The organism is Streptomyces regalis, assembly GCF_001509475.1.
GTDB lineage: Bacteria > Actinomycetota > Actinomycetes > Streptomycetales > Streptomycetaceae > Streptomyces > Streptomyces regalis.
Genome location: NZ_LLZG01000072.1, coordinates 1 through 25,299, shown reverse-complemented (window position 1 = coordinate 25,299; position 25,299 = coordinate 1). Strand labels below are relative to the sequence as shown.

The window sequence follows — 25,299 nt, the reverse complement described above, 5'->3', positions numbered from 1 at the left end:
GGCCGGGCTGGTGGGGGCCGGGGCGTTGGTCGTGGAGCATCTGTATGCGCCCGCGCGGGTGGAAGAACGGCTGGTCGCGCTGGGTGTGTGAGGGCCGTTGGTGTCGGGTGTGAGGGCCGTTCGCGCCGGGTGTGTGACGGTCGCGTTTCCGTCCCGGGCGCACGTCCGCATGGTGAAATCCGGGCGGCTGTGGCAGCGTGATTCTCGCCACCCTTGATAAGGGTTCCGCTCAGATGAGCGGATCTTGAGCGGCTGCACTTCTCCAAGGGGTGGCACTCGGTGCCACCCCTTGATCGTTCATCGATCGAAATCAGACGTGCGGTAAGGCCGCTCATCTGAGCGGAAATCCGCACCTGTGGGCGCTCTTGTGTTCAAGAAGTGAAAACATCCGCCCGTCTCGGCTTGCCAAGCTTTGACTTTCGATCCACTGGCGGACGGGTGGTTACAGGCGCATGACGCGTGAGTAGACATACCCAGGCGCCTTCGATCTGGGTATGTTCCTCGCCGTCAGGGCAGCCACCGCGTCCTCGAGGGAGTCGAGACCGTGTCGGAAAACAAAGAACCCCACGTAGCGAAGTTCGTTTACGACTTCACCGAGGGAAACAAGGACCTCAAGGACCTCCTGGGTGGCAAGGGCGCGAACCTCGCCGAGATGACCAACCTGGGACTCCCCGTTCCCCCCGGCTTCACGATCACGACGGAAGCCTGCAAGGTCTACCTCGACAGTGGCGAGGAGCCGGCGGCACTGCGTGACGAGGTGAGTGCGCACCTCGACGCCCTCGAGACGAAGATGGGCAAGAAGCTCGGCCAGCCCGACAACCCGCTGCTCGTCTCCGTCCGCTCCGGCGCGAAGTTCTCGATGCCCGGAATGATGGACACGGTCCTCAACATCGGACTCTCCGACAAGTCCGTGAAGGGTCTCGCCGACCAGGCCGGCGACGAGCGGTTCGCCTGGGACTCCTACCGCCGCCTCATCCAGATGTTCGGCAAGACCGTCCTCGGCGTCGACGGCGAGCTCTTCGAGGACGCCCTTGACAAGGCCAAGGAGGCCAAGAAGGTCACGGTCGACACCGACCTGGAGGCCGCCGACCTGAAGAAGCTGGTCACCGCCTTCAAGAAGATCGTCAAGAAGGAGGCCGGCCGGGACTTCCCGCAGGACCCGCGCGAGCAGATGGACCTCGCCATCGAGGCGGTCTTCAACTCCTGGAACACCGACCGGGCCAAGCTGTACCGCCGCCAGGAGCGCATCCCCGGCGACCTGGGCACGGCCGTCAACGTCTGCTCCATGGTCTTCGGCAACCTCGGCCCGGACTCCGGCACCGGCGTCGCCTTCACCCGCGACCCCGCCTCCGGCCACCAGGGCGTCTACGGCGACTACCTCCAGAACGCCCAGGGCGAGGACGTGGTCGCGGGCATCCGCAACACCGTCCCGCTCGCGGAGCTGGAGACGATCGACAAGAAGTCGTACGACCAGCTGATGCAGATCATGGAGACGCTGGAGAACCACTACAAGGACCTCTGCGACATCGAGTTCACCATCGAGCGCGGGCAGTTGTGGATGCTCCAGACCCGTGTCGGCAAGCGGACGGCGGGGGCCGCCTTCCGTATCGCCACACAGCTCGTGGACCAGGGGCTCATCGACGAGGCGGAGGCGCTCCAGCGCGTCAACGGCGCCCAGCTCGCCCAGCTGATGTTCCCGAAGTTCGACGAGGAGGCGAAGGTCGAGCAGGTCGGCCGGGGCATCGCGGCGTCGCCGGGTGCGGCGGTCGGCAAGGCGGTCTTCGACTCGTACACCGCGGTGAAGTGGTCGCGTTCGGGCGAGAAGGTCATCCTGGTCCGCCGGGAGACCAACCCCGACGACCTGGACGGCATGATCGCCGCCGAGGGCATCCTGACCAGCCGGGGCGGCAAGACCTCGCACGCGGCCGTGGTCGCGCGCGGCATGGGCAAGACGTGCGTGTGCGGCGCCGAGGAGCTCGAGGTCGACACCAAGCGGCGCCGGATGACGGTGCCGGGCGGGCACGTGGTGGAGGAAGGCGACGTCATCTCCATCGACGGCTCCAGCGGCAAGGTCTACCTGGGCGAGGTCCCGGTGGTCCCGTCTCCCGTCGTGGAGTACTTCGAGGGCCGGATGCACGCGGGCGCCAACGACGCCGACGAACTGGTCGAGGCCGTGCACCGGATCATGGCGTTCGCCGACCGCAAGCGCCGGCTGCGGGTGCGCGCCAACGCGGACAACGCCGAGGACGCGATGCGGGCGCGGCGGTTCGGCGCCCAGGGCATTGGCCTGTGCCGCACCGAGCACATGTTCCTCGGCGACCGCCGTGAGCTGGTCGAGCGCCTCATCCTGGCCGACACGGAGGCCGAGCGCGAGGAGTCCCTGAAGGAGCTGCTCCCGCTGCAGAAGCAGGACTTCGTGGAGCTGTTCTCGGCGATGGACGGCCTGCCGGTGACGATCCGTCTCCTCGACCCGCCGCTGCACGAGTTCCTGCCCGACATCACCGAGCTGTCGGTCCGCGTGGCCCTCGCCGAGTCCCGTCAGGAGCCGCACGAGAACGAACTGCGGCTGCTCCAGGCGGTCCACCGGCTGCACGAGCAGAACCCGATGCTGGGCCTACGCGGCGTGCGGTTGGGCCTGGTCATCCCCGGTCTGTTCACGATGCAGGTCCGCGCGATCGCGGAAGCGGCCGCCGAGCGCAAGAACGCCAAGGGCGACCCGCGCGCCGAGATCATGATCCCGCTCGTCGGCACCGTCCAGGAGCTGGAGATCGTCCGCGAGGAGGCCGACCAGGTCGTCGCGGAGGTCGAGGCGGCGACGGGTACGCAGCTGAAGCTGTCCATCGGCACGATGATCGAGCTCCCGCGTGCCGCGCTGACCGCCGGTCAGATCGCGGAGGCGGCGGAGTTCTTCTCCTTCGGCACGAACGACCTCACCCAGACGGTGTGGGGCTTCAGCCGGGACGACGTGGAGGCCTCCTTCTTCACGGCGTACCTGGAGAAGGGCATCTTCGGTGTCTCCCCGTTCGAGACGATCGACAAGGACGGCGTGGGTTCGCTGGTCGCCGCTGCCGCGAAGGCGGGGCGCGAGACCCGGCCCGACCTGAAGCTCGGCGTGTGCGGCGAGCACGGCGGTGACCCCGAGTCGGTGCACTTCTTCCACGAGGTCGGTCTCGACTACGTCTCCTGCTCGCCGTTCCGGATCCCGGTGGCGCGCCTCGAGGCGGGCCGGGCGGCGACCCAGTCGGAGGGCAGCGACCACCGCTGACCTCCCCCGACTCCGCAGCCGTCGTCCGTCCCCGACCCTCAGTACCGATGGGCGGCGGTTCCGGTGCACGAAGAGAGGGCGGCACCCTGTGCGGGGGTGCCGCCCTCTCAGGCATTTTCTGCACACTGATGTGGCATCCCAGGGCGGGCCCGTTGTTTTGCCAGGTCAGGCGGCGGCCGAGGATGCGAGGCTTCAGCTCGCGGTCGCCGCTCCGGGGCGCCGGATACGCTGGCGGGATGAACGAGAATCCTCCTCCCTGTCCGAAGTGCTCCTGTGAGTACACGTACGAAATGAACGCGCTGATCGTGTGCCCGGAGTGCAGCTACGAATGGGTTCCGGACGAGAGCGCCACTGAGGGCGGGGGCGCCGCCGGGGAACGTGTGGTCAAGGACTCCGTCGGCAATGTGCTGCAGGACGGCGACAGCGTGGTCGTGGTCAAGGCGCTCAAGGTCAAAGGCAGCCCCTCCGGCATCAAGGCTGGTACCAAGGTGCGCAACATCCGGCTCGTTGACGGCGTCGACGGGCACGACATCGACTGCAAGGTCGACGGTTTCGGGGCGATGCAGCTGAAGTCGAGCGTGGTCAAGAAAGCCTGATCCCCCGCCCCGTCCTCGGCGGAAGGACCAGGGCAGCAGCTTGATGCGGAATTGCGCAATTTCGCAATTGGTTAGATGCTGTGTTGGCTGTGCTCGCAGTTGAGCGGGCACAGCCTTTCATCCGCCCCGGGGTGGGGCTCGTAGGGGAAGTCGAGGGGTCGTGTCCGTTCCGCTGTACCAGGCCAAGGAACCCTCCAGCCTCCAGGGTGAACTCCTCGCCGAGTTGCGGGAAGCCGAGGTCGCCGCGCGATGACCTCGCAGATCAGCCGGGTCTGGGCCCGGATCGCGGCCCTGCTGCCCGCCCGCGCCGACCTGACGGAGATGCGGCGCGACCCGCGGCGGGACCTGCTGGCCGGGCTGACCGTGGCGATCGTGGCGCTGCCGCTCGCGCTCGGCTTCGGCGTCTCTTCCGGCCTGGGCGCGGCGGCGGGGCTGGCGACCGCGGTGGTCGCGGGCGCGCTCGCCGCGGTGTTCGGTGGGTCGAATCTGCAGGTGTCGGGGCCGACCGGTGCCATGACGGTCGTCCTCGTGCCCATCGTGGGCGAGTACGGGCCGGCGGGCGTCCTCACAGTCGGTCTGATGGCCGGCGTGATGCTGGTGGCGCTGGCCGCGCTGAAGGCCGGGCGCTACATGCAGTACATTCCCGCCCCTGTGGTCGAGGGCTTCACCCTCGGCATCGCGTGCGTGATCGGCCTGCAGCAGATCCCGAACGCCCTCGGTGTGCCCAAGCCCGAGGGTGACCGGGTGCTGGTGGTGACCTGGCGGGCGATCGAGGAGTTCGCGAAGTCCCCGAACTGGACCGCCGTCGGCTTCGCGGTCGCGGTGGCCGCCGTCATGCTGGTCGGGGCACGGTGGCGGCCGACCGTTCCGTTCTCCATCCTTGCCGTGATCGCGGCGACGGTCGTCGCGCAGGCCGCCGGGCTGGACGCGGCCAAGCCGATCGGCGACCTGCCCGCCGGGCTGCCCGCCCCCACGCTGTCCTTCCTTGACCTCGGCTCGCTGAGCACCCTGCTCGCCCCGGCCGTGGCGGTCGCCGCCCTCGCTGCCCTGGAGTCTCTCCTGTCGGCGTCGGTCGCCGACGGCATGACGGTCGGCCAGAAGCACGATCCCGACCGTGAGCTGTTCGGCCAGGGTTTGGCCAACATCGCCGCCCCGCTCTTCGGAGGCGTCCCCGCGACCGGCGCGATCGCCCGGACCGCGGTCAACGTCCGCACGGGCGCGAGCTCCCGGCTCGCCGCCCTCACCCACGCGGCGATCCTCGCCCTGATCGTCTTCGCGGCGGCGCCCCTGGTCTCGAAGATCCCCCTCGCCGCGCTCGCCGGCGTCCTGCTGGCCACCGCGATCCGCATGGTCGAGGTCGGCTCACTGCGCGCCATGGCCAAGGCCACCCGCTCCGACGCGCTGATCCTCGTCCTCACCGCCGTCGCGACCCTGGCCCTGGACCTCGTGTACGCCGTCATCATCGGCCTCGCTGTCGCGGGCGCTCTGGCCCTGCGTGCCGTCGCGAAGCAGGCCCGCTTCGACCAGGTGCCGCTCGACCGGGGTGACCACAGCGCTGAGGAGCACGCGCTGCTGGCCGAGCACATCGTGGCGTACCGCATCGACGGGCCGCTGTTCTTCGCCGCCGCGCACCGCTTTCTGCTGGAGCTGACCGAGGTCGCGGACGTACGCGTCGTGATCCTGCGCATGTCCCGGGTGTCGACCATGGACGCCACCGGGGCCCTGGTCCTCAAGGATGCGGTGGAGAAGCTGAACAGGCGCGGGATCCTCGTCCTGGCCTCCGGCGTACGTCCCGGTCAGCGCCAGGTTCTGGAGTCCGTCGGCGCGCTGGACCTGCTGCGCCACGAGGGGCGCGAGTACGCCACCACCCCCGAGGCGATCCGCGCCGCCCGCGCCCACCTGGAGACGGCTGGAGTCCTCCCTGCCCTTCCCGCCCAGAAGCCCCGGACCTCCAGCGAGGAATCCCTGCGATGAGCACTCCCCCCGTCCCCCTCCGCATGGTCGAGGTCTCCGGTGCGGAGGCCCTGTGGCTGATCGAGGGCAGCAGTAGCGGCCGGCTGGTGTACGTGCAACGGGACCTGACCGCGGTCCGGCCCGCCCGGCACGTATGGGAGTACGGCCGCCTGGTCGTCCGCACGCCGGCCCCGGCCGCGGCGGTGCCGGTGACGGCGACGTACCACGTGGACGAGGTCCGCGCCGTGCACGGCACCGGCTGGACCGTCACCGTCTCCGGTCCCGCCGACGTGATCACCGACCCCGACGAGGCCGCCCTCCCCCATTGCCTTAAGGGCATGGGAGGTGCCCCCATCCGGCGCACCCTCACCGGCTGGACCCACGGCCCCCACGACACCCTGCTGCGCCTGCACCCCAAGACCGTCAGTGGTTTCCGCCTCGCCCGCGCGGAGGCGTGATGACCATGCTCGAAGCTCTGCCCTACCGGCACGTGCTCACGCTGCCCACCGAACCGTCCGCCGTGCGGATGGCCCGCGAAACCGCCGAGCGGGCTCTGGTCGAGTGGGGGATCGGGCTGCGGCACCCCGCGGTGGACCCGGCACTGCTGATCCTCAGCGAGCTGGTCACCAACAGCGTCCGGCACGCCGCCGTGCTCTCCCCGACCGTGACCGTGATCTACGCCGCCGGCGCAGACTGCCTGGCCTTCGCGGTCCACGACCGCCACCCCTGCCGGCCTCAGTTGTACGGGGCGGTCACCGGCACCGACACGGGCCCCGGCGTCGGCGGCCTCGGCACTGTCATGGAGCTCGTCCTCGCCCTGGGCGGCACCGCGGTGGTCCGCGCGGATGCCGACGGCCGGGGCAAGAGCATCTGGATCACCCTGCCCCTCTGACCGGAGCGCCGAGAGACCAGACAGCAGACCCCAACAGGCCACCCGCACAAGGAAGTACACCACCCTCATGACCATCGACTGGCGCTACACCGTCGAGGAGAACCTCGGCATTCTCTCCGTCGCAGGATTCCTCGGCCCGGACGCGGTGCACCGCTTCACCGGCGCGGTCGGCTGGGCCCTGGCCCGCGGCACCGGACCGGTCATCGTCGACCTGACCGAGCTGCGCAGCTGGTCGACCGAGGGACAAGTGGCGATCGCCGAAGCCGCGCGCCGTCTGACGGAGGCGGGCCGCAGCCTGGAGCTGGCCGCCATCCCCGCCGACGGCTCCCTCGTGCCGACCGGAGACGGCCCGCCGATCCCGGTCCACGCCGACCTGGCCGCCGCGCTCGCCGCGCACGGCGCGGGAATCGGAGAGCACGTCGAGGGCCGCCACGAGTGGCGCACCACCGGGTGGCCGGACGAAGACCAGGCGGGCGAGTGACGCTTCACTGCCGGCACTCGGCGGTTCGGTTTCTTGGCCCGGGTTCGGCGTGGCCGGTGCCGCAAGCGAGGATGGGCCGCATGTTGTCGACGAGCGAAGCGAGGTGGGGGTCCCCCCGCCCGAAGGGTGGGGGAGGGCGGATGCGATGCGCCGAGGCCCGGCCAGTGGGGCCGTGCTGTTGTGTCGGGAAGGGGGCGGCACGATGAGTACGCCGCTGTACCAACTGAAGGCCGAGTTCTTCAAGACGCTGGGCCACCCGGCGCGCATCCGGGTTCTGGAACTGCTGAGCGAGCGCGAGCACGCGGTCGCCGAGATGCTGCCCGAGGTGGGTATCGAGCCCGCGCACCTCTCCCAGCAGCTCGCCGTCCTGCGGCGCGCGAACCTGGTGGTGACGCGCAAGGAGGGCTCGACCGTCTACTACTCGCTGACCAGCCCGCATGTCGCCGAGCTCCTCCGCGTCGCCCGCACCATCCTCTCCGGTGTGCTGGCCGGGCAGGCCGAGCTGCTCGCCGATCTGCAGGCCGTGCAAGGGGAGGCGAAGCCGTCGTCCTAGCGGCGGCCCTTCGAACCGCCGACATGATGGAAGCGGCTCTGAGCGATGTGCCGCCCGCCAACGCCGGCACCAGCGGAAACCAGGCCAGTGTGCGTGATGCGACGGCCGCGGACCGGGTCGGGTGCGCGGTGCGGCTGTCCCGTCCGGCCGCGGCTCACCAGGGAATCCCGGTACCGCCGGAGGAACGGGGTCGCCGTTCACTCCGCCGACGCCTCGACCGTCACGGCGGCGGTCATGCCGATGATCTGCGTGTGGAACAACGCCCCGGCGAGTGCTGCGGAGCCCGCTTTCAGCTGTCGCAGCCTACGCCGTCGTTGTCGCGGTCCAGGTGGGAGGCGTAGCCGGGCTCGCCCCGGTGGATCGGGGCGGCGCCGGCGGCGCGGGCCTCGCTGCAGTTGGCGTAGTAGACGTCGCCGCCGGAGGAGTCGCTGTCGTCGGAGGCGTCGGACGCGGAGTCGTTGTCGGCTGCCGGGGCCGCTGTGACCGTCGTGGTGACCTTGATCGTCTTCGTGGCCGTCACCGTCGGTGCGGGTTCGGGTTCTTCCGCCGGTGCGGTCATGGTCGCCGTGACGGTGACCGTGGGGCGCGGTGAGGCCGCCGTCGGTTTCGCGTCGGAATTCTTCGAGCCCTCGTCGGATGCGCCCGCGCCGATGCCCAAGAAGAAGGCCAGCCCGAGCGCGGGGAGCGCATAACGCTTGCGGGCCCATTTGGGGGCCGGGCGGTAGGCAGGTTGCGGTGGCACGGGCGGTTGCGGCATGGGTGCCGAGGTGTACGGATTGGTCATGTCATCCCCCCACTGGTGGTGCGTGAGGGGATGACCGTAATGCCCAGCGGCCAGATGTGTGGGAAGCGTGTCTGTTTCGTAATCGCTATGCGCGGAAGGGGCCTGTCACTTCGTACGTGATCCCGCCCGACGAGCTGCCGGTCGTGCCGCGCTGGCTGGAGAAGTACAGGCGCCTGCCGTCCGGTGAGAACGCCGGCCCCGTGATCTCCGAGCTCGACTGGCCGTCGATCCGCAGGAACGCGGCGACGACGTCGTCCGGCGTGATCAGGCAGATCTCCATGTTGCCGCCGTCCTCGGCGACGAAGAGGTCGCCGGAGGAGGAGCCGGTGATGTTGTCGACGCCGGTGAGCGGGGCCGTGCCGTTGACGAGGGAGTCGTCGTACGCCAACTCGTAGGTGTTCGACGTCAGGTTGAGCTGCCAGACGCGGTTGTCGCCCTTGGTCGTGAACCACACCGTGTCGTTGGCGTAGTGGCAGCCCTCGCCGCCGTTGAAGGACTTGGAGCCCGAGACCTGGGAGCGGGTGGCCGTCGGGGAGCCGTCCGGGTCGGGGACGTTCGCCCAGCTGAAGGAGCCCGAGGTGCCGCTGCCCGCGACCATGACCTGGAGGGTGCCGGAGGACAGGTTGCCCCAGGTCGTCGGTACGAAGCGGTAGAAGCGGCCGTTCGACTCGTCCTCGGTCAGGTAGATCACCTGGCGCACCGGGTCGGCTGCCGCCGCCTCGTGCTTGAAGCGGCCCATCGCGTCCCGGCGGGTCGCCGCGTTGGTGCCCCAGGGGTCGGTCTCGTAGACGTATCCGAGGGACACCTCCTCGCAGGACAGCCAGGTGTTCCAGGGGGTCTTGCCGCCCGCGCAGTTCTGGCGGGTGCCCGACAGGATGCGGTACGCGCCCGTGATCGCGCCCGTCGAGGAGAACTTGACCGCGCTCGCGCCGCCGGAGGGGTTGATCTCGGAGTTGGAGACGTAGATCCAGCCGGTGCCGTCGGCGTAACAGGCGCCGCCGTCAGGGGCGTTGTGCCAGGTGTACGACGTTCCGGAGACCGTCTGGCCGGAGCGGGCGATGACGCGGCTGGTGAAACCGCTCGGGAGTCTGATGCCGTTGGCGTCGGGGGAGCCCAGCGGCCCGTAGGGGCCCGTGCCCGGCTGGGCGGGCGCGGCGTACGCGGCGCCGCGCCACAGGGTTCCGCCGAAGACGGCCGAGGTGCCGCCGACGGCGGTCGCACGGAGGAAGGTACGACGTTCCACTTCTGCTCCAAAGGGTGCCGTGACCGCCCCGCCGCCGGTCGGGGGCGGGGACGTGCGGGTGGGAACTTAGGGGAGTGTGATGGACGGAGCGTGGACAAGCCATGACCCGTTGACGTACGGCGGCGTGGAGGGCGGCTGCGGGTGTGGCTGTGGCTGCGGTGAGCCGACGCCGTTCTTGCCGGGATACGGAAATGAATCGGCCATGGCTGACATGCGATGCTCCCGGGCATGAAGACGAGCTTCAAGGTGCACGGGGCGATCGCGGGCGGGGCCAGTGCCGTACTGCTGTCACTCGCCGCGCTCACGTGGGTACCGGGCGTATGGCTGTCGAAGGAGGCCGGGACAGCGGCGATGGTGCTGGGCGGGGTGCTCCTCTTCCCGGTCTTCGGCGCCGCCCTGATACGGGCGCTTCTGGCCCGGGCGACCAAGGCCGAGCTCTGGCATGCCTTCCGATGCCTGCCCGGCACGGTGCAGCTGGCGTTGGCGACCCTGCTCGTCTCGGGCTTCGTGATCGGGGGCATGGGCGCGGGCGGCGCAGCCGGCCTGCAGGACGCGAGCATCGAGAACGGCCGGTACTACGCCTTTGAAGCGACTCCCGGCCACCGCGGCAGGACCGAGATCTCGCGAAGTGAGTACCTGGCCGTCGTCAGAGGCGATCTGCGCATGATGCTCGCGATCCCGGGCGTGCTCTTCGCCGGGGCCGCATTCCACGTCCTCGCCACCGGTGAACTGCGCCGCGCGGACGCCGCGAACGCCGCGGCGGGGCATGCCGTACGGCGATAGGGCTCACGCCGGCAGCGCCGGCACCCCCCGCCGCCGCTGCCCCGGTCGGCCGAGGTGCTGGCCTCCGCTCGTCGGGGGCGGCTCCGCCGACGGCAGCCGGATCACCGCGTCCAGTCCGCCCGCGGCCGCCGCGTGCAGGCTCGCCTCGCCGCCGCTCGCGTGCGCGAGCCGTTGGACCAGCGAGAGGCCGAGTCCCGTGCCGCCCTTGGGGGCGCCCGGCGCGCGCCAGAAGCGGTCGAAGGCGCGGGCACACTGTTCCGGGGTCATGCCGGGGCCCTCGTCGGTGATGTGCAGGTCGACCCAGGCGGGGCGGGCGTCGCGCAGGGCGCGGCGGGCCGGTACGTGGAGCCGTAGCTCCATGGTCACGGTGGTGTCGGACGGGGAGGCGCGCAGGGCGTTGGACAGCAGGTTGTCCACGATCTGCTCGACCCCGCCGGGCACCGCCAGCACCGGGCCCACGCTGCCGGCGAAGAGCACGAGGGAGACCCGCTGCTTCTCGAAGAGCGGCTGCCAGGTGCGATGCCGCTCCGCACAGACCGCACCCACGTCGACCGGGCCCGGCGTCGCGGCGCTCTCCTCCAGGCGGGCCATCGCCAGCAGGCCCTCGACCATCCGGGAGAGCCGGTCCGTCTCGGTCACCGCGGCGGCGAGGCTGCCCCGGCCGCGGGCGGCGACGCTGGGCTCCAGGTTCTCCAGTCTCAGTCGCAGCGCCGCGAGCGGCGTCTTGAGCTGGTGGGAGGCCTCGCCCGCGAACGCGTGCTGGGCGGCGAGGAGGTGCGCGAGCCGGGCCGCCGTACGGTTGAACGCGGCGGCCAGGCGCCGTACCTCAGGCGGCCCTTTGGTGATCGTCACCGGCGCGGCCAGGCCGCCGTCCGCCAACTCGTCGGTGGCGCGCTCCAGTTCGCGGATGGGGCGGCCGGTCCAGCGGGCGATGGCGAACCCGACCACGGCGACCGCGGTGAGGACCCCGAGCCCGCCGAGGCCGAGCAACAGCCAGACGTGATGGACGCGTTCGTGCACCGTCCGGGTCGGCAGCGTCAGCCACACGGCACCCTGCAACCCCGTGGCGTGCCGGACCGGCGCGGCGACCGAGAGGTACTCGACCCCGCCGATGGTCGACGTCCGGACGTCCACCGTGGAGGTGCCGTGGAGGGCGGCCGCGATACCGGGGCGGGCGGCGAGGTCGGCCGACATGACGGCGGCCAGCGGATGCGAGGTCGCGAGCAGGGCGCCCGCGGCGTCCACGACCACCACCTTCCCGCCGATCCGCTCGGCACAGTGCACCACCCGGCGGGGCAGGTCCCGCTCGGCACGGCCCGCGCTCAGGGACAGCGAGGCGTACGCCGACACCGACTCGGCCTCGTCCTTCGCCGCGTTCACCACCCGCTCCCGCTCGCTGCGCGAGTAGACGAAGCCCAGCGGGATCTCCAGGCACAGCAGGACGAGCGCGGCGAGGGAGAGGTAGCTGAGCAGCAGCCGGCGGGTCACGGCGACGGCACCTGCTGCCCGCCCGGCTCGGCCTGTACCGCCAGCCGGAAGCCGACCCCACGCAGTGTCTGGATCCACGCCGGGTCGCCCAACTTCCGCCGCAGCGAGGCGACATGGACGTCCAGCGTCTTCGTCGGACCCTCGTAGTGCGGATCCCACACCCGGTCCAGGATCTGCTGCCGGGAGTACACCGCACCCGGATCCTCGGTCAGCAGCGCCAGCAGCTCGAACTCCTTCGGGGTGAGGGTGACGGGGACCTCGCCGACCCAGACCTGGCGGGTGCGGCGGTCCACGACGAGCGGGCCGGGCGCGTACGAGGGTGAGGGGGCGGGATCCTCGTACGACTGGGGCGACTGGGGTGGCGCCGCCTCCGTGCGCTGGGTCCGTCGGGTCACCGCCCGCACCCGTGCCACCAACTCCCGCACACTGAACGGCTTCGCCAGATAGTCGTCCGCCCCCAGTTCGAGCCCCAGCACCCGGTCGGCCTCCTCACCCCGCGCACTCAGGATGATGACCGGCACGTCCGAGACCTGCCGGATGCCCCGGCACACGTCGATGCCGTCCATGTCCGGCAAGCCGAGGTCGAGCAGGACGACATCGCCGTACGGCCTTCTCAACCCCTCGGCTCCGGTGGTCACGTGATCCACCGCCAGCCCGAAGTGCCCCAGACCCTCGGTGAGAGGCTCGGCGATCGTCTCGTCGTCCTCGATGAGCAGCACTCGTATGCCCATGCGTCCTGTCTCTCCGTGAATTTGCATTCTCTGCCCTGACGTCAACACGCTACAAGAGACAAGCGCTTGCAGGACGTTGCGGCAAAGAATGTCCAATTACTGGACGCGCTCTGGCCTTTACTTAACCTTCCTCTGGGGTGCACTCGTCTACGGTGCTGCTCAACTGGTCGAACCCCCAGCTCAGGAGGTTTCGTTGAAGGCGATACTGGACCGTGCCCGGTCGTTCAAACGGCGGGTCGATTTCGAGAGCGGTGAATACCGGAAACTGGCTGAGGGGCAATATCCCGAGGTGCTCTTCATTACCTGCTCGGACTCGCGGGTCATACCCGCCCTGATTACCGGCGCACGGCCCGGAGAGATATTCGAGCTGCGCAACGCGGGCAATATCGTGCCGCCGTACGGAAGCCCCGGTGCCGGAAGCCCCGGCGCGTCGGGGGAGGCCGCCACCATCGAGTACGCACTGGAGGTGCTCGGGGTTCAGGACATCGTCGTGTGCGGTCACTCACACTGCGGCGCGATGGGTGCGCTGAAGTCGGGCGACGACCTGTCCGCGCTGCCGGGCGTGGACGCCTGGCTGCAGCTGGCCCGCCCCGAACTGGCGCCGGTCCTCACGACCGCCTCCGACGACCCGTCGCTGCCGGACGTGGCGCAGGGCAATGTCGTCAACCAGCTCGCCGTACTGCGGACTTACCCGGTGGTGCGGCAGCGGCTCGACGGGAGGCGGCTGCGGCTGCACGGCTGGTACTACGAGGTCGACACCGGGCAGGTGCACGAGCTGGAGGGTGACGGTCGGTTCCGGGTGCACAGCGGATGAGCGGGGCGCATGCGCGCGGGCGCGCCACGAGGACCGCGAGCACGCCGTCGGCGAAGTCCGGCTCCAGAACCGACCTCGCCAACGAGATGACCGCGTCCCTGGTCGTCTTCCTCGTCGCCCTGCCCCTGTGCATCGGCGTCGCCGTCGCCTCCGGTGTCCCCGCCGAGCTCGGGATCATCTCCGGGGTCATCGGCGGCCTGGTCGTCGGCGCGGTCCGGGGCAGCACGCTCCAGGTCAGCGGGCCGGCCGCCGGGCTCGCGGCGCTGGTCGCGGAGACGGTGCTGGAGCACGGCGTGGCGATGCTCGGGGTGATCGTCCTGTTCTCGGGCCTTCTGCAGATCGTCCTCGGCGTCGTACGCCTGGGCCGGCTGTTCCAGGCGATCTCCCTCGCCGTCGTCCAGGGGATGCTGGCCGGCATCGGGCTGCCGCTGATGTTCAGCCAGGCCTACCCGATGGCCGACTCCAAGGCCCCCGGCACGCCGATCGAGAACATGGCCGGCGTCCCGGGCCTGTTCGCCGACATCCTGACCGACCCGCAGGCGATGATCGCCACGCTGCTCGGCGTCGCCACGATCGGCTTGAGCTTCCTGTGGAAGAAGGTGCCGGGACCGGCGAAGAGGATCCCGGCCGCGCTGGTCGCGGTCGGCATCGGCATCGCGGTCGCCGCGCTGCCCGGCGTGGACGTGAAGACGCTCCAGGTCGGCAATCTGCTGGCGTCGGTGCGGGTGCCGGGGGCCGAGCAGTTCGCGGGACTCGCGGACGCCGCCATCATCACCTCCATCCTCACCTTCACGGTCATCGCCTCCGCGGAGAGCCTGTTCACCGCGGCCGCCGTGGACCGGATGCACAGTGGCCCCCGCACCCGCTACAACACCGAACTCATCGCCCAGGGCGCCGGCAACACGGTCGCCGGCATCCTCGGCGCCCTCCCCATCACCGCGGTCGTGGCCCGCAGTTCGGCGAACGTCCAGGCCGGCGCGAAGACCCGCATCTCCCGCACCCTGCACGGCCTGTGGCTGCTGGCCTTCGCGCTGCTGCTGCCGCAGGTCCTCGCGCTGATCCCGATCTCGGTGCTCGCCGGTGTCCTCGTGCACAGCGGCTGGAAGCTGTTCGCGCCCGAGGAGTTCCCGAAGATGTGGCGGCAGGACCGGGGCGAGTTCGTGGTCATGACCGTCACCACGCTGGTCATCGTGGCGACCGCACTCCTCGAAGGCGTCCTCATCGGGCTGGCGGCCGGGATCGTGCTGGCCGCGCTGCGCATGTCGCAGACCGTGATCCGGCAGCACGTCGAGGACGACACCGCCAAGGTCGTCATGGCCGGCAACGCCACCTTCCTGCGGCTGCCGCAGGTCATCGAGGCGCTGGAGGGAGCGGCCGCATCGGGCCGGCCCCGCATCCGCCTCGACCTGACTGGCGTGACCCACCTCGACCATGCCTGCCGCAACCAGGTCGAGGAGTTCACGGCACAGCAGCGCGGGCTGGGCGTACGGGTGGAACTGCTGATGCCGGGGCCGGCGAAGACGCAGACACCGGTCGATGCGCAGACGCCGGTCGAGACTAGGGCCTGTCCGGCGGATCAGGCCGGCTGGCTGCAAGGCGGAGGAGCCGTGTCGATCAGCCGCTACCGCGGCGGGCGACGCGATGGGGGTCCCCCCGCTCGAGCGAAGTCGAGAGTGGGGGAGTCGGCGACCGACGACAACGCGGCTGGGGGTCCCCCCTCTGGGGGAGCGCGTGCCAGGCACCGCGACGCCGGCATGATCCGCCGGACAGGCCCTAAGGCGCCGGTCGGGATCGAGGCCGTCGAACCGGCCCCGACGGCAGCCCCCGGTCCCGGCGCCGAGTGGTTCTACCTGGACACGCGGCCGCTGCCCCTCGGTCACGAGGCGTTCGACGACTACGCGAGCATGCGGCGCTGAGTGTCGCTGAGTGTCGCTGAGTGTGACCGGGGTCCGTGTTGCGGGCTTTTGTACTCAATGCGACGGTGGACGAGGGGGCGATGCCGACGGCTTGGCAGAAGTCATCCTTGCAGGTCACGGCAGTACGCGTCGATCCACGACCGATCCGCGCCCCCCTTTTCCCGGGCGCTGACTCTCCGTGCCTCGACGCGTGTCCACGAGCCGGGGGGAAAGCACACAGAAAGCGGGAACTTCAATGGCGAACGGACCCATGGACAGGCGCGCCTTCGGCGAGCGGCCCGACGGACCCAGCGGCCCCCTCACGGGCCAGAACACGGAGTACACCGGTCGATACGTGGTCCTGCTCGACCCGAGTGACCAGGAAAGCGGCCTGAACGCACTGCGTTCCAACGCCGACATCGCGTCCGTCGAACGTGTCCGCGGAACCGACACCACGAACATCACCGAACTCCTCGAACGCCCCGACATCTCGGTGCTCTTCGAGGACCTCGCCGCCGCCGTCGTCGAAGTGCGGCCCGACCAGCGCCATGCGCTGGTCACCACGGCCGAGGCGGAGAACTCGATCATCGCGGCCGAGCCGGAGCGCATGGTCTACGCCATGCCGATCACCGCTCCGCACCAGGCGCCGACCGAGTTCTTCCCGGCCTACCGCAGCGACGAGGAAGTGGTCAGCTTCCACACCCAGGCCGAGATGGCGATCACCCAGGGACCGGCCTGGGAAGAGAAGACCTGGACCTGGGGTCTTCAGGCGATCAAGGCCAACCTGTCGCACCTGACCGGGAAGAACGTGAAGATCGCCGTCCTCGACACCGGCGTGGACGCGAACCACCCGGACCTGACCGGGCGCATCGCGGCGACGGCGTCCTTCGTACCCAACGAGACCGTCCAGGACGGCAACGGCCACGGCACGCACTGCATCGGCACCGCCGCCGGTCCGGCCAACCCCAAGCAGGGACCCCGCTACGGCGTGGCACCCGACGCGCAGATCCTGGCGGCGAAGGTGCTCAGCAACGCGGGATCCGGCACCGACGGTCAGATCCTGGCGGGCATGGCCTGGGCCATCTCCCAGGGTGCGAAGGTGATCTCCATGTCGCTGGGCGCCCGCGTCCGGCCGGGTGAGCTCTTCCCCCAGGTGTACGAGCACCTGGCCCTGCGCGCGCTCAAGCTCGGCACGGTGATCGTCGCCGCCGCGGGCAACGAAAGCCATCGGCCGGGCTCCATCGTGCCCGTCGCCCGGCCCGCCAACTGCCCCTCCATCCTCGCGGTGGCCGCGCTCGACAGGGCGATCAGTCCTTCGTTCTTCTCCAACGCGGCGATCAACGGGGATGGCGGCGAGATCAATATCGCCGCGCCCGGCAGGGACGTGCGCTCGGCTGCCCCTGGCGGCGGGTACCAGAACCTGAGCGGCACCAGTATGGCCACACCGCACGCCGCGGGGGTCATCGCGCTGCTTGCCGAGGCGTCCCCCAGCGCTTCCGCGGTCCAGCTCGTGGGCATGCTGAAGGGCAGTGCGTTCCCGCTGGTACAGCCCGTCGGGGACGTCGGTAACGGCCTGCTCCAGGCCCCGTGACCCGGTGACCGCGTGAGTGAGTCATCTGCATCCGAGCCGGTCGGGGTCATCCTCGCGGTCGACCCCGACCGGTTCGCGGAGGTCGTAGAGGCCCTGCGGCAGGCCGGTCTCACGGTCACCGGCGAGCAGCCGATCCTCGGCACGCTCTCCGGCACCGTCGCCGAGGACCGGATCCCCGCCCTGGAAGTGGTCGACGGCGTCGAGGCCGTCGACCGGGAGCGCATCATCCGACTCCCCCCACCCGACGAGCCGATCCAGTAGGCCCGGGAAGGGAGCTCGGTCATGTCCGGCTGGGACGCGCACGACATCCCCGACCAGAGCGGACGCGTCGCCGTGGTCACCGGAGCCAACAGCGGGCTCGGGTACGTCACCGCGCGGGAGCTGGCCCGCAAGGGTGCGCGGGTGGTGCTCGCGTGCCGGAGCGAGGCGCGGGGTGCGGCGGCCGTCGAGCAACTGGTCGCGGAAGTGCCCGATGCGCAGATCGAGTTGAGGCGGCTCGATCTCGGCGACCTCGGCTCCGTGCGGGAGTTCGCCGCGACATCGCCGTACGACAGTCTCGACCTGCTCGTGAACAACGCCGGAGTGATGGCGCTGCCGTACGGCACGACGGCGGACGGCTTCGAGACACAGTTCGGGGTCAACCACCTCGGGCACTTCGCGCTCACCGGTCTGCTGCTGCCCGCGCTGCTCGCGGCGCCGGGCGGGCGGGTGGTGACCGTGTCCAGTCCGATGCACGCGCTGGCCAACATCGACATCGACGACCTCAACAGTGAGCGGCGGTACCGGCGTTGGATCGCCTACGCCCGCTCCAAGACCGCCAACCTGCTCTTCACGCACGAGCTCGCGCGCAGGCTGGCGGCCCAGGGGGCGGACGTGGTGGCGGCTGCCGCTCATCCCGGGTATGCGGACACCGATCTGCAGACAGCCGGGCCGCGCATGTCGGGCCGCCGGGCCGGGGAGTGGCTCATGCGGGCCGCCAACCGCGTCTTCGCCCAGTCCGCCGAGGCCGGTGCCCTGCCCACCCTGTACGCCGCCACCGCCCCCGGCGTCCACCCGGACTCGTTCACCGGCCCGTCCTTCGCCGGCTGGCGCGGCTCACCCGCCCCGTCCTGGCGGGCACCGTGGACCCTCGACGACCGGGCGGGCGAACGCCTCTGGGAGGAGTCGGAGCGGCTGACGGGCGTGACGTACGACGCCCGGAAGGTGTGAGCGCCTGGTGTGCGCTCAGGCCGTCGCCCCGCTGTCCACCACCAGGTCCGTGCCCACCACTGACGTGGCGTCGTCCGAGGCCAGGTAGGGGTGTCCACGGCGCCGGGGCTGACCGCGTTGATGCGGATGCCGTCGCGGATGTGGTCGAGGGCGGCGCCCCTGGTGAGGACGGAGACGGCGGCCTTGGTGGCGGCGTAGGCGGCGGCGCCGGGGTGGCGGGCGTGGACGCCGAAGACGGAGGCGATGTTCACGATCGCGCCGCCGGCCGGCTGGGTGCGCATCTGGCGGATCTGGGCCTGGAGGGCGAGGAAGACGCCGGTGATGTTGATGCCGAGCTGCGTGTGCCAGTCGGCTTCCGGAAGATCGGCCAGCGGCTGTCCGCCCCGGAAGACCCCGGCGTTGTTGACCGCCACGTCGAGCCAAGCCGAGAGTGGGGGAGGTCCACCGTGGCTTGGACCAGGGCCTCGGTATCGGCGGCACGGGAGACGTCGGCGGTGACCGCGAGCGCCTTGCCGCCCGCCCGCTCGATCAGGGCGACCGTCTCGTCGAGCGGTTCCCTGCGCCGCCCGGCGAGGACGACCTGCGCCCCCTCCGCGGCGAACGCGAGGGCGGTGGTCCTGCCGATGCCGGAGCCCGCGCCCGTCACGAGAGCTGTCCTGCGGGGAATCGCCTGATCATGAACTCCCCTGTTCTTGACCGATCGGTTCAATATGGAGCCGTGAAAAAGGAGCCCCCGCAAGGGCTCCGGTTCAGTCCAGCAATGCCAGCGCCTGCTCCGCCGCGTCCCGCACACGCGCCGGGTCCGGCGACGCCTTGCCGACCACCCGCAGGCCCTGCAGCAGCACCAGCAGCATGCGGGCGAGGGCGAGCGGATCGCGGGCCTCGGGCAGTTCGCCCTGGCTCCGGGCGCGGACGAGGGTCGAGTGGAGCACGGTCTCCAACTGGTCCCAGTTGCGCTCGACCTGCCGGGCGACCGCCGGGTCGTGCGGGCCGAGCTCGGACGCCGTATTGGTCACCAGGCAGCCGTGCAGGCGTAGTTGATCGTCTGCCGCCTCGGCGGCGTAGCGCCGGACGAGCGCCCGCACGGCGGGCAGGGCGGGGCCCGGTCCGGACAGCTCCCGCACGATCGGCGGGAGCCCTGCCCGGTCGTAGCGCTCCAGTGCCCGCAGATACAGCTCGTGCTTGTTGCCGAAGGTCGCGTAGATGCTGGCGCGTCCGACGCCGAGGTGGCATTTCTGGAACGATCAGTCAAGCAATCGTCCTGCGAAGTCAGGAGGCACGTACCTCGTACGTCGCCACCCGCACCGCCTCGTCGTCCAGGCACTGCCCCGTCTCCAGGTCGAAGCGCTGCTTCAGGAGCGGGGAGGCCACGAACGGGCGGCCCTGATGGGTGCCGGTCAGGCCGCGGGAGAGAACCGCCGCGCCGCAGAAGGGATCGCGGTTGTCGATGGCGTACAGGGCGCCGCCCCGGTCGCGGAACAGGGCCACCTGGCGGCCGTCGGGGAGGAGGGCGGCCACGCCCCGGCCGGGGAGCAGCTGGGCCAGGTCGCAGACCGTGAACCAGTCGTCCTCCAGCTTGAGCTGTACCTTCAGGTCGGTCGTCTCGGGTGCCAGGGTCATCGCTGGGCGCTTCCTTCCAGGACGTCTTCAGCGGGGCGCATGCCGATGGACAGCAGCGGCAGGTCGGGCTTGATCTGGTCGCGCTCGGGGATGAAGCCGACGACCGGGTCGGGGGTGTCGGGGGCGTTCACGAAGGAGACGAAGCGGGAGAGCTTCTCCGGGTCGTTGATGGTCGTCGCCCACTCGTCGGCGTAGTGCGCCACGTGGTCCGCCATCAGGGACTCCAGCTCCTCGCAGATACCGAGGGAGTCCTCCACGACCACGTCCCGTACGTGGTCCAGGCCGCCGGGGATCCGCTCCAGCCAGGTCGAGGTGCGCTCCAGCCGGTCCGCCGTACGGATGTAGAACATCAGGAACCGGTCGATCAGGCGGATCAGCTCGGCGTCGGAGAGGTCCTGGGCCAGCAGGTCCGCGTGGCGCGGGGTGGCGCCGCCGTTGCCGCCGACGTAGAGGTTCCAGCCGTTGGCGGTGGCGATCACGCCGAAGTCCTTCGACTGGGCCTCGGCGCACTCGCGCTGGCAGCCGGAGACGGCCGACTTGAGCTTGTGGGGCGACCTGAGCCCCCGGTAGCGCAGCTCCAGGTCGATCGCCATGCGGACCGAGTCCTGGACGCCGTAGCGGCACCAGGTCTGGCCGACACAGGACTTCACCGTGCGCAGCGCCTTGCCGTACGCGTGGCCGGACTCGAAGCCCGCGTCCACCAACCTGGCCCAGATCAGGGGGAGTTGCTCGACACGCGCACCGAACATGTCGATCCGCTGGCCACCGGTGATCTTCGTGTAGAGGCCGAAGTCACGGGCGATCTCGCCGATCACGATCAGGCCCTCGGGGGTGATCTCACCGCCGGGGATGCGCGGGACGACCGAGTACGAGCCGTTCTTCTGGAGGTTGGCCAGGAAGTGGTCGTTGCTGTCCTGCAGGGAGGCCTGCTCGCCGTCCAGGACGTAGCCGCTCGCGCCGATCGTCGGGGCGAGGGAGGCGATGATCGAGCCGACCGCCGGCTTGCAGATCTCGCAGCCGTCGCCGCTCTTGGCGCCGTCGCGGCCGTAGCGGTCCAGCAGGTCCTGGTAGGTGTTGATGCGCAGGGCGAGGACGATCTCGTACAGCTCCTCGCGGGTCTGCGAGAAGCAGCCGCACAGGCCCTTGTCGACCTCGACGCCGGACGCCTCCAGCTCGGCGGTGACCAGCTGGCCGAGGACCTTGACACAACTGCCGCACGTCGTACCGGCCTTGGTGCACTTCTTGACCTCGGGCACGGTGGTGCAGTTGTGCTCGGTGACCGCGCCGCGGATCGTGCCCTTGCGGACGTTGTTGCAGGAGCAGATGATCGCGTCGTCCGGCAGTGCCGAGGGGCCGAGCTGGGTGGGCGCTCCGGCGCCGGCGGGCAGGACCAGCGACTCGGGCGAGACCGGCGGGACCGAGCCGGTGAAGGCCTTGAGCGTGCCGTACGCCTCCGCGTCACCGACCAGGATGCCGCCGAGCAGCGTGCCGTCGCGGCCGATGACCAGCTTCTTGTACAGGCCCGCGCGGGAGTCGGAGTACACGACGTCCAGGCAGTCCTCGGCGGTGCCGTGCGCGTCACCGAAGGACGCCACGTCGACGCCGAGCAGCTTCAGCTTGGTGGACAGGTCGGCGCCGGTGAACTCCGCCTCGTCCTGGGCGATCGTCGCGGCGGCCGTCTCGGCCTGCTCGTAACCGGGGGCGACCAGGCCGTACACCCGGCCGTCCGACGCCAGCGCGCACTCGCCGATCGCGAACACGTGCGGGTCGGCGACGGTACGGCACTGCTCGTCGACCGTGATGCCGCCGCGCTCGCCGACCGTCAGACCGCAGTCGCGGGCCAGCTGGTCGCGGGGGCGGACACCGGCGCTGAACACCACCATGTCGGTGGCGAGTTCGGAGCCGTCGGACAGCTTCATGCCGGTGACGGCACCGTCCTCGCCGACGACGATCTCCTGCGTGCCCACGCCCGTGTGGACGCTCAGGCCCATGTCCTCGATGGTGCGCAGCAGGGCCGCGCCACCGCCGTCGTCCACCTGTACCGGCATCAGACGCGGCGCGAACTCGACGATGTGCGCCTCGACGCCCAGGCCCTTGAGGGCACCGGCCGCCTCCAGACCCAGCAGACCACCGCCGACGACGGCACCGGTCGTGGCCTTCGTCTTCGCGTACTCCTCGATCGCGAGCAGGTCCTCGATCGTGCGGTAGACGAAGCAGCCCTCGGCGTCCTTGTTCGGGACCGGCGGTACGAAGGGGTACGAGCCGGTGGCGAGGACGAGGGTGTCGTACTCGAAGACCTGGCCGGACCTGGCCGTGACCTTCTTCGCCTCGCGGTCGATCGTCTCCGCCGGGTCACCGACGTACAGCTCGATGCCGTGCGTCTCGATGAACTCCATGTCCGTCATGGAGAGGTCCTCGGGCGTCTTGCCCGAGAAGTACGAGGTGAGGGCGACGCGGTCGTACGCCGGACGCGGCTCCTCGCACAGCACGACCACGCGGTGCGTGGCGGTCAGGCCGCGCTCGGCGAGCGCTTCGAGGAAGCGCTGGCCGACCATGCCGTGGCCGACGAGCACGATCGTGGGGGTGGCCCCCAGGGTGGCGGTCATCAGGAGCCTCCATCGTTGGTAAGCAGGTGGAGCAGGGGGCCGTCGTCGGGGAGCGGCTCTGCTCCCTCCCAGGCGCGGGCGAGCGCGCCGACGGTGCCGAGTTCGCCGACGAGGACCCCGCCGACCAGGCGGTCGTCGCGGACGACGACCTTGCGGTAGGTGCCTCGGGTGGCGTCCGCGAGCTGGACGACGTCGTCCCCGGGGCGCGGCTCCGTCTCGCCGAACGCGGCGAGGTCGAAGGCGCTCTGACCGGGCAGCGTGAGCCGGGTCAGCAAACGGGTGCCGGTGTACCGGGCGTGCGCCCGACCGGCCAGCAACTCGGCCAGCACCTCGGCCTGTTCGAGGGCCGGAGTGGCCAGCCCGTAGACGTTGCCGTCGTGCTGGGCGCAGTCGCCGATGGCGTGGATGTACGGGTCGGAGGTCCGCAGTTCGTCGTCGACGACGATCCCCTTGCGGACGTCCAGTCCCGCGGCCTGCGCGAGGCCCGCGCGCGGGTGTACGCCGCAGGCAAGGACCACGAGGTCGGCGTCGAGGGCGTATCCGTCGGCCATCTCGACCGAGCGGACCGCGCCGCCGACGCAGCGCACGTCACGGACGCGGCACTCGGTGTGGACCTCCACGCCGAGGTCCTTGAGGTGCCGCTTGACGAGCTTCGAGGCGCTCGGGTCGAGCTGGCGCTCCATCAGCCGCTCGGCCTGCTGGGCGAGGACGACCTGGGCGCCGCGCTGGGCGAGCGCACGGGCCGCGGAGACCCCGAGGAGCCCGCCGCCGATGACGACCGCCTTCACTCCCGGCCGGACCGCCTTGGACAGGCCCAGGCAGTCGTCCATGGTGCGGAAGGCGTGGACGCCCTCCGGTAGCACGTGGTCGGGGGTGAACAGACCGCGCAGGGGCGGCAGCACCGGGTTCGAGCCGGTGGCCAGAACCAGCCGGTCGTATGCGATCTCCGAACCGTCCGCGCACTGAACGGTCCGCGCCTGACGGTCGATGCCGGTGACCCGGGCGCGGGTGAGCTCCGCGGGCGCGGGCAGCGCGATCACGTCGGGGCTGTACCGTCCGGCCAGCACTTCGGCGAGGAGCACCCGGTTGTACGGGCGGTGCTCCTCCTCGCCGACGAGCGTCACGGGCGTGCCGAGCTCGCCGAGCCGCCGGGCGAGTCGTACGCCCGCGAGCCCGGCGCCGATCACCACCACACGCGTATTCGAGGTCATGCACTTGAGCGTGCGGTGCCGGTGTTACCCGACCGCATCACGTCTGTTTCCCACGAGGAACGCTGCCCTCAGCCGGAGCGGAGGGCGGGTGTGAGGGTTCGGAGGGCGCGGTGGGGGCGGGCTGTGAGGTCGGCTCGAGAGCGAGGTGGGGGCGACCGCACGCCCGGTTTCCGTGCAGCCGCCATCGTCTACGAATGATCGCCTTGCCGGGGGTGTGGCGTGCGTCCCACTCGGGCCGACATCTCGGATGCTCCTTATTTACGTGGACCGCACACACATCATCCGCCTAGGGTCGCGATCATGCCCGACATATCGCTGACCATGGTCGCCGTCCTGTGCCTCGCGGCCCTCGCGGCCGGCTGGATCGACGCCGTGGTCGGCGGCGGGGGCCTGCTCCTGCTCCCGACGCTGCTGCTGGGCCTGCCCGCGAGCACGTCGGCCGCGTACGCGCTCGGCACCAACAAGGCCGTCGCGATCGTCGGCACGTCGGGCGCCGCGGTGACGTACGCCCGCAAAGCACCCGTGGACGTGCGCCTCGCCGTCCGCATCGGGCTGGCGGCGCTCGCGGGCTCCTCCGGCGGCGCCTTCTTCGCGGCGGGCATGAGCACCGAGGTGCTGAAGCCCGTGATCATGGTGGTGCTGCTCGCTGTCGCCGCCTTCGTGATCCTGCGCCCCGCCTTCGGCACGGCACCGGCGACGGGCCCCGCCACCCGCCGCCAGGTCCTCGCCGCGATCGGCCTCGCGGGCCTGGCCATCGGCTTCTACGACGGCCTCATCGGCCCCGGCACGGGCACCTTCCTGGTCCTCGCCCTCACCGCCGTACTCCACCTCGACCTCGTCACCGCCTCCGCCACCGCCAAGATCGTCAACTGCTGTACCAACGCCGGCGCACTGGCCACCTTCGCCTGGCAGGGCACGGTCCTGTGGCAGCTGGCCGCGCTGATGGCCGTGTTCAACCTGGCGGGCGGCATGCTGGGGGCGCGTACGGTGCTGAAGAAGGGCAGCGGATTCGTCCGGGTGGTGCTGCTGACGGTGGTGTTCGCGCTGGTGGCGAAGCTGGCGTACGAGCAGTGGGTGGCCTAGCAGGGGTCAGCGGCTGCCGGTGAGGTGTGCGAAGACGACGACGTTGCCCTGATACCCGGTCGTCCGTGAGTAACCGCCGCCGCAGGTGATCACCCGCAGCTCGGGGCGTGGCGCCGGGCCGTACACCTTCTCGTCGGGGAAGGCCTTCGCGTCATACACCTCGACGGCGTCGACGGAGAAGAGCGCCGTACCGCCGCCCCGGCGGTCCACCTCGATCGTGCCGCCCTTCCTCAGGGCGCCGAGGCGGTAGAAGACGGCGGGCCCGTCGGCGTTGTCGACATGGCCGGCGACGATCGAGGTGCCCGTGTCACCGGGCGTGGTGCCGGCCTCGTACCAGCCGGCGAGGTTCTTGCGCCCGGCGGGCGGGACGTCGAGACTGCCCGTCCTCGTCAGGCCCAGGCCCATGAGGGGAGCGTCGACGTGTATCGCGGGGATGCGGATGCGGTCGGGAGGGGAGGGCGGGAGAACGGGGGCGGCGGTGCGGGGGGCGGCCCCCGCCAC

Annotated in this window: 22 protein-coding genes and 2 pseudogenes; 14 read left to right on the top strand and 10 right to left on the bottom strand. The window is 70.8% G+C overall.

Annotated features, from left to right (window positions below):
• The first annotated feature begins 544 nt into the window (after nt 1-544).
• From ppdK to ADL12_RS12725, 7 genes are all read left to right on the top strand, one after another.
• Nucleotides 545-3,265, top strand: coding sequence for a pyruvate, phosphate dikinase (gene ppdK / locus ADL12_RS12755; protein WP_062701682.1), 2,721 nt, complete (start codon nt 545-547; stop codon nt 3,263-3,265).
• 236 nt (nt 3,266-3,501) lie between these two features.
• Nucleotides 3,502-3,861 (top strand): zinc ribbon domain-containing protein YjdM, encoded by a 360-nt coding sequence (locus ADL12_RS12750; protein ID WP_062701680.1) that lies wholly within the window; start codon nt 3,502-3,504, stop codon nt 3,859-3,861.
• Nucleotides 3,862-4,110: 249 nt separating this feature from the next.
• Nucleotides 4,111-5,835 (top strand): SulP family inorganic anion transporter, encoded by a 1,725-nt coding sequence (locus tag ADL12_RS12745; protein ID WP_062701677.1) that lies wholly within the window; start codon nt 4,111-4,113, stop codon nt 5,833-5,835.
• The gene (locus ADL12_RS12740; RefSeq protein WP_062701675.1) at nt 5,832-6,272 is read left to right on the top strand and encodes a pyridoxamine 5'-phosphate oxidase family protein; all 441 of its coding nucleotides are present in this window, start codon (nt 5,832-5,834) and stop codon (nt 6,270-6,272) included. Before ADL12_RS12745 ends, ADL12_RS12740 begins: the two co-directional genes overlap by 4 nt.
• Nucleotides 6,269-6,706, top strand: coding sequence for an ATP-binding protein (locus ADL12_RS12735; RefSeq protein WP_062701673.1), 438 nt, complete (start codon nt 6,269-6,271; stop codon nt 6,704-6,706). Before ADL12_RS12740 ends, ADL12_RS12735 begins: the two co-directional genes overlap by 4 nt.
• 67 nt (nt 6,707-6,773) lie before the next feature.
• Complete coding sequence (locus tag ADL12_RS12730) at nt 6,774-7,187, top strand: STAS domain-containing protein (RefSeq protein WP_062701671.1); 414 nt, start codon at nt 6,774-6,776, stop codon at nt 7,185-7,187.
• 202 nt (nt 7,188-7,389) lie between these two features.
• Nucleotides 7,390-7,740, top strand: coding sequence for an ArsR/SmtB family transcription factor (locus ADL12_RS12725; protein WP_062701669.1), 351 nt, complete (start codon nt 7,390-7,392; stop codon nt 7,738-7,740).
• A 289-nt stretch (nt 7,741-8,029) separates the two neighbouring features.
• Here ADL12_RS12725 and ADL12_RS12720 read toward each other — a convergent pair whose 3' ends face one another.
• Nucleotides 8,030-8,524 carry an excalibur calcium-binding domain-containing protein gene (locus tag ADL12_RS12720; RefSeq protein ID WP_062701667.1) on the bottom strand — a complete coding sequence of 165 codons (495 nt, stop codon included), beginning with the start codon at nt 8,522-8,524 and terminating at the stop codon, nt 8,030-8,032.
• A gap of 85 nt (nt 8,525-8,609) precedes the next feature.
• Entirely contained in the window at nt 8,610-9,767 is a 1,158-nt protein-coding gene (locus ADL12_RS12715) for an alkaline phosphatase PhoX (protein WP_062701665.1), read from the bottom strand.
• A gap of 228 nt (nt 9,768-9,995) precedes the next feature.
• Here ADL12_RS12715 and ADL12_RS12710 point away from each other — a divergent pair, with 228 nt between their 5' ends.
• Entirely contained in the window at nt 9,996-10,550 is a 555-nt protein-coding gene (locus tag ADL12_RS12710; protein ID WP_063806657.1) for a hypothetical protein, read from the top strand.
• Nucleotides 10,551-10,553: 3 nt separating this feature from the next.
• Here ADL12_RS12710 and ADL12_RS12705 read toward each other — a convergent pair whose 3' ends face one another.
• The gene (locus ADL12_RS12705) at nt 10,554-12,038 is read right to left on the bottom strand and encodes a sensor histidine kinase (protein WP_062701661.1); all 1,485 of its coding nucleotides are present in this window, start codon (nt 12,036-12,038) and stop codon (nt 10,554-10,556) included.
• Complete coding sequence (locus tag ADL12_RS12700; protein WP_208614526.1) at nt 12,035-12,769, bottom strand: response regulator transcription factor; 735 nt, start codon at nt 12,767-12,769, stop codon at nt 12,035-12,037. Before ADL12_RS12700 ends, ADL12_RS12705 begins: the two co-directional genes overlap by 4 nt.
• A gap of 193 nt (nt 12,770-12,962) precedes the next feature.
• On the opposite strand from ADL12_RS12700, the gene ADL12_RS12695 reads away from it, so the two are divergent.
• The 5 genes from ADL12_RS12695 to ADL12_RS12675 all read left to right on the top strand — a co-directional run bounded on the left by ADL12_RS12695 (nt 12,963) and on the right by ADL12_RS12675 (nt 18,278).
• A complete protein-coding gene (locus tag ADL12_RS12695) occupies nt 12,963-13,583 on the top strand; it encodes a carbonic anhydrase (RefSeq protein WP_062701659.1) in 621 nt (206 codons plus the stop codon).
• On the top strand, nt 13,580-15,499 hold the full coding sequence (locus ADL12_RS12690; protein ID WP_244187877.1) for a SulP family inorganic anion transporter: 1,920 nt from the start codon (nt 13,580-13,582) through the stop codon (nt 15,497-15,499). Before ADL12_RS12695 ends, ADL12_RS12690 begins: the two co-directional genes overlap by 4 nt.
• A 235-nt stretch (nt 15,500-15,734) precedes the next feature.
• On the top strand, nt 15,735-17,069 hold the full coding sequence (locus ADL12_RS12685) for a S8 family peptidase (protein ID WP_062701657.1): 1,335 nt from the start codon (nt 15,735-15,737) through the stop codon (nt 17,067-17,069).
• Between the two features lie 12 nt (nt 17,070-17,081).
• Nucleotides 17,082-17,330, top strand: a complete 249-nt coding sequence (locus ADL12_RS12680; protein ID WP_062701655.1) for a hypothetical protein — start codon at nt 17,082-17,084, stop codon at nt 17,328-17,330.
• A 21-nt stretch (nt 17,331-17,351) separates the two neighbouring features.
• Nucleotides 17,352-18,278 (top strand): oxidoreductase, encoded by a 927-nt coding sequence (locus ADL12_RS12675; RefSeq protein ID WP_062701653.1) that lies wholly within the window; start codon nt 17,352-17,354, stop codon nt 18,276-18,278.
• 15 nt (nt 18,279-18,293) lie between these two features.
• Here ADL12_RS12675 and ADL12_RS50225 read toward each other — a convergent pair.
• From ADL12_RS50225 to ADL12_RS12650, 5 genes and pseudogenes are all read right to left on the bottom strand, one after another.
• Nucleotides 18,294-18,945: pseudogene (locus tag ADL12_RS50225) on the bottom strand (SDR family NAD(P)-dependent oxidoreductase).
• A gap of 82 nt (nt 18,946-19,027) precedes the next feature.
• A pseudogene (locus ADL12_RS12665) lies at nt 19,028-19,507 on the bottom strand (TetR/AcrR family transcriptional regulator); the annotation flags it as partial.
• Nucleotides 19,508-19,547: 40 nt separating this feature from the next.
• The gene (nirD, locus tag ADL12_RS12660) at nt 19,548-19,898 is read right to left on the bottom strand and encodes a nitrite reductase small subunit NirD (protein WP_062701649.1); all 351 of its coding nucleotides are present in this window, start codon (nt 19,896-19,898) and stop codon (nt 19,548-19,550) included.
• Nucleotides 19,895-22,504, bottom strand: coding sequence for a nitrite reductase large subunit NirB (nirB, locus tag ADL12_RS12655; RefSeq protein WP_062701647.1), 2,610 nt, complete (start codon nt 22,502-22,504; stop codon nt 19,895-19,897). Before nirB ends, nirD begins: the two co-directional genes overlap by 4 nt.
• Entirely contained in the window at nt 22,504-23,715 is a 1,212-nt protein-coding gene (locus ADL12_RS12650; protein ID WP_062701644.1) for an NAD(P)/FAD-dependent oxidoreductase, read from the bottom strand. The genes nirB and ADL12_RS12650 overlap by 1 nt, the downstream gene beginning before the upstream one ends.
• Before the next feature lie 300 nt (nt 23,716-24,015).
• Here ADL12_RS12650 and ADL12_RS12645 point away from each other — a divergent pair, with 300 nt between their 5' ends.
• On the top strand, nt 24,016-24,798 hold the full coding sequence (locus tag ADL12_RS12645) for a sulfite exporter TauE/SafE family protein (RefSeq protein WP_062701643.1): 783 nt from the start codon (nt 24,016-24,018) through the stop codon (nt 24,796-24,798).
• Nucleotides 24,799-24,804: 6 nt separating this feature from the next.
• Here ADL12_RS12645 and ADL12_RS12640 read toward each other — a convergent pair.
• Nucleotides 24,805-25,299 (bottom strand): class F sortase (locus ADL12_RS12640; RefSeq protein WP_062701641.1); only part of this gene is annotated, 495 nt, incomplete at its 5' end.